The sequence below is a fragment of the Streptomyces sp. SBT349 genome, from assembly GCF_001083795.1.
Lineage (GTDB): Bacteria > Actinomycetota > Actinomycetes > Streptomycetales > Streptomycetaceae > Streptomyces.
Genome location: NZ_LAVK01000309.1, coordinates 1 through 8938 on the forward strand (window position 1 = coordinate 1; position 8938 = coordinate 8938).

The 8938-nt window shown below is 71.0% G+C and carries 10 protein-coding genes; 2 read left to right on the plus strand and 8 right to left on the minus strand.

Annotated elements, in window-relative coordinates; translation table 11 throughout:
• Positions 1 to 628: 628 nt before the first annotated feature.
• From ADY01_RS28025 to ADY01_RS28050, 6 genes are all read right to left on the minus strand, one after another.
• Complete coding sequence (locus ADY01_RS28025; protein ID WP_049579088.1) at positions 629 to 2002, minus strand: cytochrome P450; 1374 nt, start codon at positions 2000 to 2002, stop codon at positions 629 to 631.
• On the minus strand, positions 1999 to 2601 hold the full coding sequence (locus ADY01_RS28030) for a GTP-binding protein (protein ID WP_049579090.1): 603 nt from the start codon (positions 2599 to 2601) through the stop codon (positions 1999 to 2001). The genes ADY01_RS28025 and ADY01_RS28030 overlap by 4 nt, the downstream gene beginning before the upstream one ends.
• Positions 2576 to 2977: a DUF742 domain-containing protein gene (locus tag ADY01_RS28035; RefSeq protein ID WP_049579092.1), complete on the minus strand. Its 402-nt coding sequence runs from the start codon at positions 2975 to 2977 to the stop codon at positions 2576 to 2578. Before ADY01_RS28035 ends, ADY01_RS28030 begins: the two co-directional genes overlap by 26 nt.
• Complete coding sequence (locus ADY01_RS28040; protein ID WP_107081850.1) at positions 2974 to 3375, minus strand: roadblock/LC7 domain-containing protein; 402 nt, start codon at positions 3373 to 3375, stop codon at positions 2974 to 2976. Before ADY01_RS28040 ends, ADY01_RS28035 begins: the two co-directional genes overlap by 4 nt.
• Positions 3372 to 4481, minus strand: coding sequence for an ATP-binding protein (locus ADY01_RS28045; protein WP_049579096.1), 1110 nt, complete (start codon positions 4479 to 4481; stop codon positions 3372 to 3374). Before ADY01_RS28045 ends, ADY01_RS28040 begins: the two co-directional genes overlap by 4 nt.
• A gap of 418 nt (positions 4482 to 4899) precedes the next feature.
• Positions 4900 to 5796 (minus strand): carbohydrate kinase family protein, encoded by an 897-nt coding sequence (locus ADY01_RS28050; RefSeq protein WP_049579097.1) that lies wholly within the window; start codon positions 5794 to 5796, stop codon positions 4900 to 4902.
• A gap of 146 nt (positions 5797 to 5942) precedes the next feature.
• On the opposite strand from ADY01_RS28050, the gene ADY01_RS28055 reads away from it, so the two are divergent.
• Both ADY01_RS28055 and ADY01_RS28060 read left to right on the plus strand, forming a co-directional pair.
• Complete coding sequence (locus ADY01_RS28055) at positions 5943 to 6173, plus strand: hypothetical protein (RefSeq protein WP_049579099.1); 231 nt, start codon at positions 5943 to 5945, stop codon at positions 6171 to 6173.
• Positions 6174 to 6178: 5 nt separating this feature from the next.
• Complete coding sequence (locus tag ADY01_RS28060; RefSeq protein ID WP_049579101.1) at positions 6179 to 7183, plus strand: serine hydrolase domain-containing protein; 1005 nt, start codon at positions 6179 to 6181, stop codon at positions 7181 to 7183.
• 42 nt (positions 7184 to 7225) lie between these two features.
• Here the strand turns inward: ADY01_RS28060 and ADY01_RS28065 are convergent, their stop codons facing one another.
• Both ADY01_RS28065 and ADY01_RS28070 read right to left on the minus strand, forming a co-directional pair.
• A complete protein-coding gene (locus tag ADY01_RS28065; RefSeq protein ID WP_049579103.1) occupies positions 7226 to 8029 on the minus strand; it encodes a class I SAM-dependent methyltransferase in 804 nt (267 codons plus the stop codon).
• 66 nt (positions 8030 to 8095) lie between these two features.
• On the minus strand, positions 8096 to 8890 hold the full coding sequence (locus tag ADY01_RS28070) for a helix-turn-helix domain-containing protein (RefSeq protein WP_049579104.1): 795 nt from the start codon (positions 8888 to 8890) through the stop codon (positions 8096 to 8098).
• Positions 8891 to 8938: the final 48 nt, after the last annotated feature.

Sequence of the window (8938 nt, forward strand, 5' to 3'; positions counted from 1 at the left end):
ATGGGAATAAGAGACAGCAGGTCCCCCGGGTCCCGATGGCCGACAAACCGGCCTCGAACCTCATTCGTCCCACCAGAACAAGCCATTCTTCCGGGGCATCCGACGCCGACGCCCTCCACACTGTCGCCTGTCCGGATACAGGCGGTGCATCCGCCCCGCCATACGCCCGTCGACATACGGGCCTTCGCCGGAAGTGAACGCATGGGCCGGGCGTCGCCCCAGGAAGAGAGGCGCAATGACGTAACGGGGGTGATGTCACACGGCATACGGGCCGACAGCTCCTCATGCATGACAGCGCACATGTTCAGGCCAGATCCTAGCCATCAACTATGCCCGACGCATAGGTCGCAGACCGAAAAAACATCTGAAAACCGCCCCATCCGACTGTGACTAAAATCTAGTCGCCGAACTCCGAAAGGAAGGTTTAAGGATTGACCACCTCGGGAATAATCACCGTCCACCCCCCACACCGGACCGAACAGACGACAGGCGGTCGGCACACCCGATATCGGGTGTGCCGACCGCTGTCATATGCGCATGCGATGCGGTGAACATGACGGGCAGCGTCGAGGCGACCCACTGATGCATTTCCCCGGCGCGTTTCACCTGTCAGGCGTGCGCTCCCTCGTCAGTCACGCCACCAGGCGAGCATGGAACTCCACCATCCACCCTTCGGCTTGCCGCCGGCCTTCTGGCCGGACGCGCCCGAGGACGCCGACGCCGGAGCGGGCTGGGGACGAACCCGGCGCACCGGTGAGAAGCGCACGGGAAGGGAGACGAGGCCACGGGTGAATGGTCCCGGCCGCCATGTCAGGCTGCTCACCGGAACGGAGAGCTCGATATCGGGAAGGTGGTTGAGCAGCTTCTCGATCGCCGCGATGCTGATCAGCTGCGCGGGGTCCTTGGCGGGGCAGGCGTGCGGGCCCGCGCTCCAGGCGAGGTGCGCCCGCTTGCTGAGCGTCTGCCGGGAGGACGAGAGCGAGGGGTCGGCGTTGGCCGCGGCGAAACTGACGACCACGGGCGCGCCCGCGGGCAGTTTGACCCCGTAGAGGTCCACATCCCTGACCGGGTAGTGGATTCCGAAGTTCGACACGGGCGGGACGTTCCACAGCACCTCGTCGATGGCGTCCTCGACGAGCAGGGCCCCGCCGTACTGACCGCCGAAGAAGCGCTCGTCGGACAGCATGATCAGCAGCGCCGTGGCCATCAGGTTCCGCATGGGCTCGGCGCCGGCGCCGATGAGCGTGAGGAGCTGATGGATCATCTCCTCGTCGCTCAGCTTGGCGGGGTGCTCCAGGAGCCACGAGGTGACGTCGTTCCCGGGCTTGGCCCGCTTGAACGCGACGAGTTCGGCGAGCGCCTCGGCGATCAGCACGCTCCCCGCCTCGGCGTCCACGCCGTCGAACATCTTGGTGAAGCCCTCGACCAGGCGGTTGCCGGCGTCGGCGGGGCAGCCGAAGATGTCGTTGAACACCAGGAGGGACAGGAGCTTGGTGTAGTCCTCGATCAGATCGGCCGTGCCCCGCTCGGAGAACTGGTCCACCAGGTAGCTGGAGACCCGCTCGACCTGGCGGCTGACGCGGTGGGTGTCGAGACGGGCCAGGCTGTCGGTGACGGCCTGACGCAGCCTCAGGTGTTCCGCGCCGTCCGCGTAGAAGGCGTTGGGCCGATAAGCCATCATCGGAAGGACCGGGCTGTCCGGAGCGATACGGCCCTCGTTGAAGTCCCGCCACCGGCGGGAGTCCTTCGAGAAGTCCTCCGGATTCTGGAGGACGTGCAGCGCGGCCGCGTACTCCGTCACCAGGGTGGCCGGGACTCCCGGCGCGAGTTCGACCGGGGCGGCCGGCCCGTACTGGCGCAGATAGGCGTAGAACGCGCCGGGGTCCGCGGCCCACTCCTCTCCGTACAGGGGCGTACGGAAGCTGTCCATCTGGGTGGCGTCACCACCGGCGTGCGCCGGGCAGCCCGGCGGCGGCGACGCGAAGTCCGATTGCTCGTTCATCTCTGCTCCTTACCGGTACGGCTCTGCAAATACCGGACCAGCACCATCAGCGCGTTCGCCGACGACTTCGTGTCTCGCGCATCGCATGTGACGACGGGGGTCTCGGGAAGCAGGTCGAGCGCCTCCCGCAATTCGTCGTCGGACCGCGTAGGGGTGCCGTCGAAGTGGTTGACGGCAATCGCATAGGGAATTCCGTACTTCTCCACCAGGTCCATCACGGCGAAGGATTCCTTGAGCCGCTGCGGATCGACGAGCACCAGGGCCCCGAGCGCGCCCCGTGTCATGTCTTCCCACACCTGGACGAAACGCTGCTGACCCGGCGTGCCGAACAGGTAGAGCACCAGCCGGTCGTTCAGCGTGAGCCGACCGAAGTCCATGGCCACGGTGGTGGTCGTCTTGCCCTTGACCCCATTCAGGTGGTCGATGCCCTCGCTCGCCTGAGTCATGGTCTCTTCGGTACGCAGCGGAGGGATCTCCGACATCGTTCCGATGAGTGTCGTCTTTCCGACCGCAAAGTGCCCGACGATCAGAATCTTCGCCGCGATCTGCACCTTGTCGTGCAGATGCACGCCTTCACCCGAAACGAGCCTGGAGACCATCCAGCACCTCCTGGAGAACCTGAATGTCAGCGAGTTGTGCCGGAGGTACCGGACGGCGGGTCAGGATGAGCCCGCCCTCGGCGAGATCGGCCAGCAGGACCTTGACGATCCCGACCGGCAGTTTCAGGTGGCCCGCGATCTCCGCGACCGAGAGATACCCTCCCTCGCACAGGGTGACAAGGTCGCGCTTCTCCGGATCCAAGTGCTTGCCGGGCTGCGCGTCCTCGGCGGCGGTGACCAATGTGAGGAGCTCGAACCGGCTGGCACCCGTGACATCACGGCCGTTGGTGATGACGTACGGTCGCACCAATTCGACGTTCTCGGGGTCCAGCGGGTCGGTATGCGGCTCGAATTCATCGTCGGGCGGCGTCGTCATGCCTGAATACCCGTGTTCTGGCGGGGAGGGGTGGTCAGTGCCTTGCCGAGCTGGGAGACCAGCTGCTGCATACGGAAGGTGATGTCGGCCATGTCGACGTTGGGCGCCGCGGAGACGGCGAGGTAGGCGCCCTCTCCCGCGGAGATGAGGAAGACCCAGCCACCGTCGAACTCGACGACCGTCTGCCGCCACTTCATCGCGGCGCCGCCGCTGAAGGCGGCGACCGTGCGGCTGAGGGACTGCATGCCGCTCATCGCGGCGGCCACCGTGTCCGCCTGGTCCTTGTCGACCTTCGTGGAGCGCGCCATGAGCAGGCCGTCCGCGGAGACCAGGATCGCGTGCCGAGCACCCGGGACCTCGAGTGCGCCCTCAAGCATCCATGAGAGTTCGGTAGTCACTGGACCTCATACCCTTCCCTGCTTGGATCAGCGGTGCGACCGGACTGCGTGCCCCGCTGGAAAGCACCCATGATGGAGGCCGTCTCCTCACTCGACCGCACGGCGGCGGCGTCGGAGTCCGACTGCGGAACGATGGCGATGGCGCCTCGCCGTCGGCGCTTCGGCAGGCCGCCGGCGGTCGTCGCGGTGGGCTCGCCCTCCGCCTCGACCGGGAATTCGGGTGCGCTCGGTTCCTGTGGTTCGGGCATGCTGGTGAGCAGCTCCTGGGGAAGGAGGACCACAGCCCTGACCCCGCCGTAGGGGGAGGCGGAGTCCACGGAGACGCTGAATCCGTAGCGGGCGGCGAGCACGCCGATGACGGCGAAGCCGAACTGCGGCGGGTTGCCCAGCTCGGTGACGCCCACCGGGTGATCGCCCGACAGCAGACGGGAGGCCCTTGTCTTCTCTTCCTCGTTCATGCCCACACCGGCGTCGTCGATGATGACGCAGACGCCCTTGGGCACGGTCCTGATGTTGATCTCGATCGCCGATTCGGGCGACGAGTAGCTGGTGGCGTTGTCCAGCAGCTCGGCGAGCACCAGCGCGACCGGTTCGACGGCCTGGCTGACGATGGCGAAGTTCGTCTGGGAGCGGATCTCGACCCGCGTGTAGTGGCGAATGCGCCCCTTGGCGCTGCGGGCCACGTCGTAGACGGAGGCGACGGCCCGAGCGCGGCCGAGCCATCCGTCACACAGAACGGCGACGGACTGCGCGCGCCGACCGAACTGCGAGTTCATGTGGTCGATGCCCAGAAGCTCCTGAAGGATCTCCTGGTCGCCGTACTTGTCCTGAATCTTCGAGATCGCGAGCTGCTGCTCGTTGGCCAGACCCTGGAGCGTCCGCATGGCGGACTTCAGGGCCGTCTTGGTGGCCTCCTCCGCGCGCAGGCGGGCGTCGTCCACCGCCTCGTTGAACGTGCTCTCCAGCTCGAAGTGCCGGCCTTCCAGCTCCGACTGGTCTTTGCGGAGCTTTGCGTTCGTCTTACGTGCTCGATAGATGGCCGTCGCGGCAAGGGGGGTGCCAACGATAAGGCCCCAGAGCGCCGGGTCCTGTAGGTAATCGGTCATGGATTTCTCTTCAAGCTAGACCACCATGTACAAGAATTGAGGATGCCGTGTTTGTGAATCCGTCTTCCCCCCCGACGGATCCGTCAGCTCAGCCGAACGGGCACGGTGAGGGAGCAGCCCACCCGGCGTCGAGGGACGACCTCGCCCGGAGGGGCGGCAGCCCATGCACACCTGGCCGCCGCTTCGGCTCCCTATGCCCTTCTGACGGCATAACGCTCCTTGGGATGAACCCGCTTGGCTGATTTACCAGTTGGCCCTATGGCTTACGCGCCTTCAGCTGGTTTGGCAAGCCCGGCGATCGTATCATCAGAGCGGCAGTCGACCACCGCCCCCGCATCTTCGTCACGGGATCTGACGGTGTTACATGTGGCTTCCGTTTCGGCCCTGTTAAGGCCATCTCAGGTCTTTCACACGGGTGTCACACGCTCGTCAGTTCCGCCATGGTCGGGGGGTCCGCCCCCTCCCTGGTACAGGTGATCGAGGCGGCCCTGGCGCAGCGGCGCAGGACGGCGGACAACGCGTCGGTCCCGGACGGCGGTCGGCCGCGTTCGGCCACGGAGTCCAGCAGGGCGGCCTGGAACGTGTCCCCCGCGCCGACCGTGTCCACCACCGCGACGCGGGGCGCGGGGACCGCGACCTCGTCCTCGGCGGTGACCGCGAACGCGCCCTCGGCGCCGCGGGTCACCACGACCAGCCGCGGCCCGGCGGCGAGCAGGGCCCGCGCCGCCTCGGCCACGGCGAGACCGGGGAAGAGCCACGCCAGGTCCTCGTCGCTCGCCTTGAGCACGTCGGCCGCGCCCGCCAGCCGCTCGCAGGCCGCGCGGTAGGCGGCCCGGTCGGGCTGGACGGCCGGGCGCACGTTGAGGTCCGCGGCCACGATCCTGCCGCGCCGCCGCTGTTCGCGGCAGAGGTCGAGCACGCGCGAGGCGCCGGGCTCGATCACCACGGCCAGCGACCCGGTGTGCAGCACCACGGTGTCCTCGGGCACCGGCATCTCCCGGGGGGACCACTCGGCGAGGAAGTCGTAGGTGGCCGCGCCGCCCGCGTCGAGATAGGCGAGGGCGACCATGGTCCGCGCCGCGTCGGCCGCCATCCGCCGCACCTCGACGCCGGTGCGCGCCAGGTGTTCGCGCACCAGCGCGCCGGGCGGGTCCTCGCCCCAGGCCGTCAGCAGCGTGACCGGCCGCTCCAGGCGGCGCAGGCCGACCGCGACATTGGCCGGACTGCCGCCGGGCACGGCCCGGACCTCGGTGGCCCCGTCCGGCCACAGCAGATCGACCAGGGCCTCCCCGACCACGGTCACGCGCGTCTCCACCGCCAACTCCTTCGTCGGTGCGCGTCCGGCACACCCGCCTCGCCGGAGACATCCTGCGCGCCGGGGCGCCCCACGGCAAGAAGGAACGGCCCCGAGATCGTCAACGACGATTGACATGCCGCCCCTCGTCAACCATGGTTGACGGCATGGGTGATGTCGATCTCTCGCCGATCACCGGCGAGTCGGACCCCCTCCAGGCGCTGCGCGTCGCCACCGAGCTGCGGCGGCGCCTGGAGCGTGAGGAGTCGGTTCTGGTGCGCCGGGCGCGCAACGGCGGCGCGAGCTGGGCGGCGATCGCCGCGGCGCTCGGGGTGTCCAAACAGGCGGTCCACAAGAAGTACGGCGGCCGGCGCATCCTCGGCCGCGGGGAGGAGTGATCCCCATGACGACGGCGGCGACCCTGGACGCGCTGGCGGCGGCGACCGCCGAGCGCCTGGCCGAGGGGCGGCGCGGCGCGCTCGTGGTCGGCGCCGTCCGCGGTGGCGACTGCGGCTTCCACGGCGCCGACCCCCGCACGCTGTTCGCGATCGGCTCGGTCACCAGGACCTTCACGGCGCTCGCCCTCGCCCGGCTCGCGGTGCGCGGCGAGGTCGCGCTCGACCAGCCGGTGGGCACCCTGCTGCCCGAGGGCACGGCCATGCCCGAACGCGACGGCCGGGCCGTGGAGTTGGGCCATCTGGCCACCCACACCTCGGGGCTGCCCGACCTGCCGCGCGGCATGCTCCCGGGCGCGCTCCGCCACCGGCACGACCCGTACGCGCGGTGCACGCCCGGCATGGTGCTCGCGGGCCTGGGCCGCACCCGGCTGCGCTCGGTTCCCGGCGAACGGTTCCATTGCTCGGGCCTCGGCATGGGGCTGCTCGGCCTCGCCCTGGCCCGCGCGACCGGACGGGACGACGCATCCCTGATCCGCGCGGAGATCTGCGACCCGCTGGGGATGTCCGACACCCACCAGGTCCTCGACCCGGGGCGGGCCGCGCGGCTCGCGCGAGGCCACTCCCGCCGCGGCAGGCCGGTGCCGCCCCGGCGGCCCGGCGCCCTGGCCGCGGCGGGCGGACTCCACTCCACCGCCGCCGACCTGGCCACCTTCGCCATGGCGCACCTCGGCGACGTCACCGGGCAACTCGCCCGCGCGATGGCCCTCACCCGTGAGACCCGGCACCGCCTGGGCGCCCGCTCGGCGGCGCACCCCGGCTGGATCGGCCTGCGGCTCCCGTCCGGCCGCGGCGGGCACGAGGTGCTCTTCCACAACGGCGGCACCGGCGGCCACCGCGCGCTGCTGGCCATCGCCCCGGAACGCCAGGCGGCCGTGGTCGTCCTCAGCGCGACGGCCCGCTCCGTCGACCGCGCCGGGCTCGGCCTGCTCATCGAGCTGGCCGGGCGCTGAGGGACGCCAGGGCCGCCGCGGTCGCGGTCCGGGCCGCGGCCCTCAGACGGTGGCCACGCTGAGGAGATGGGCGCTGGCGCCCAGCAGGGAGGGCTCGGTCTCCACGACGCGCAGCGCGGTGAGGACCGCCTCGCGCTGCTCCGGGTCGTCGAGCCGGTCACGCATCCCGCCCGGCAGCCAGGCCGCGCCCTCAAGACCGTAGGTGACCGGCGCCCCGAGCCCCGCCTCGGCGAACTCGCCCGCGATGTCCGCCGGATCGTGGAAGTACGCCTCGGTGAACAGGCCGGTGCCGCCGTCCTGGTGGCCGGTGCGCAGCGTCTCCAGGGTGGCGTCGAGCCGGCCGGGCGCGAAGAGGAAGCCCCGCACCAGCCCGTCGTGCAGCGGCGCCCACCTGCTGATGGTCGCCGCGGCGACGAGCCCTCCCGGGCGGGCCACCCGCCGTGCCTCGGCCAGGGCCAGGACCCGGTCGGCGCGTTCGGGCAGGTGATAGAGGGGACCGAGCATCAGCACGGCGTCGAACGAGGCGTCCCGCCGCGGCAGTCGGCGGGCGTCCCCCTGCCGCGCGGCGATCCCCTTGGCCCGCGCCTGCCGCACATGCAGCGGCACGGGGTCGAGGAGTTCGACCTCGTACCCGTCGGCCGCCAGCCACACGGCGTGCGCGCCGGCGGCCCCGCCCACGTCGAACACCCGGGCGGGCGGCGCGGGCAGCACGCGCCGCAGCACGTCGCGCGTCCGCAGGAACTCCAGCCGGGAGTCGGCCGGGCCGCCCGGCTCCTGGGACAGCCGGGTCTCCTCGCCGCCGCGTTCGTAGAAGGCGAGGACGTCGGGGTCGAGCACCGGTTCCATCCCGGGATGGTGGCGCGCTCCCCCGGCCCGCGGCAACGCGTTTTCGGCGGCGCGACGCGGCGCCCCTCAGCGTTCGCGCAGGTGGGCGGCCGTCTCCGGGTCAGCGGGCAGAAAGGTCTCGACGGCCAGCTCCGAGACGGTCACGTCGACCGGCGTGTTGAAGGTGGTGAGGGTCGACAGGAACGCCAGCCGCCTGCCGCCGTGGTCGAGCAGCATCGGCAGGACGGGCGCCCCGCTCTCCCCCGCCCGCTCCCCGCCGCCCGGGGGCAGCGGGTAGGCGGCGACCTCCTCGTACAGCGCCCGCAGCGGGGCGGAACGGAGCAGCGCGAACTGGCCGCGCATCTGGTCCAGCAGATGGCCGCGCCACTCGCGGAAGTTGAGGATGCGGGGGGCCAGGCCCTCGGGGTGCAGGGTGACGCGCATGGCGTTGAGCGGCGGGGCGAGCAGGTGGGGCGCGACGCCGTCGAGCAGCAGCTCGACGCCCCGGTTCGCGCCCCACACGCGGTAGGTGCCGTCCAGGACGAGCGCGGGGAACGGCTCGTAGGCGGCCAGCAGCCGGTCGAGCCCGGCGCGCAGCGCGCCGAGCGCGGGCGAGTCGAACGCGGACTCCGGGTAGTGCGGGGCGTAACCGGCCGCCATCAGCAGGGCGTTGCGCTCCCGGACCGGGATGTCGAGGTGCTCGGCGAGCCGCAGCACCATCTCCCGGCTCGGCCGGGACTTGCCCGTCTCGATGAAGCTGACGTGCCGCGCGGAGGAGTCGGCGCGCAGGGCGAGTTCGAGCTGGGTGACACCGGCCCGCCGCCGCCACTCGCGCAGCAGGGGGCCGACCTCGGGCGCGTCGGACGCGGCGGTGCCGGACATGGGCCGAGCGTATCCCGGCGCCCCCGGAGCCCCCGGAGCCCCCGGAGC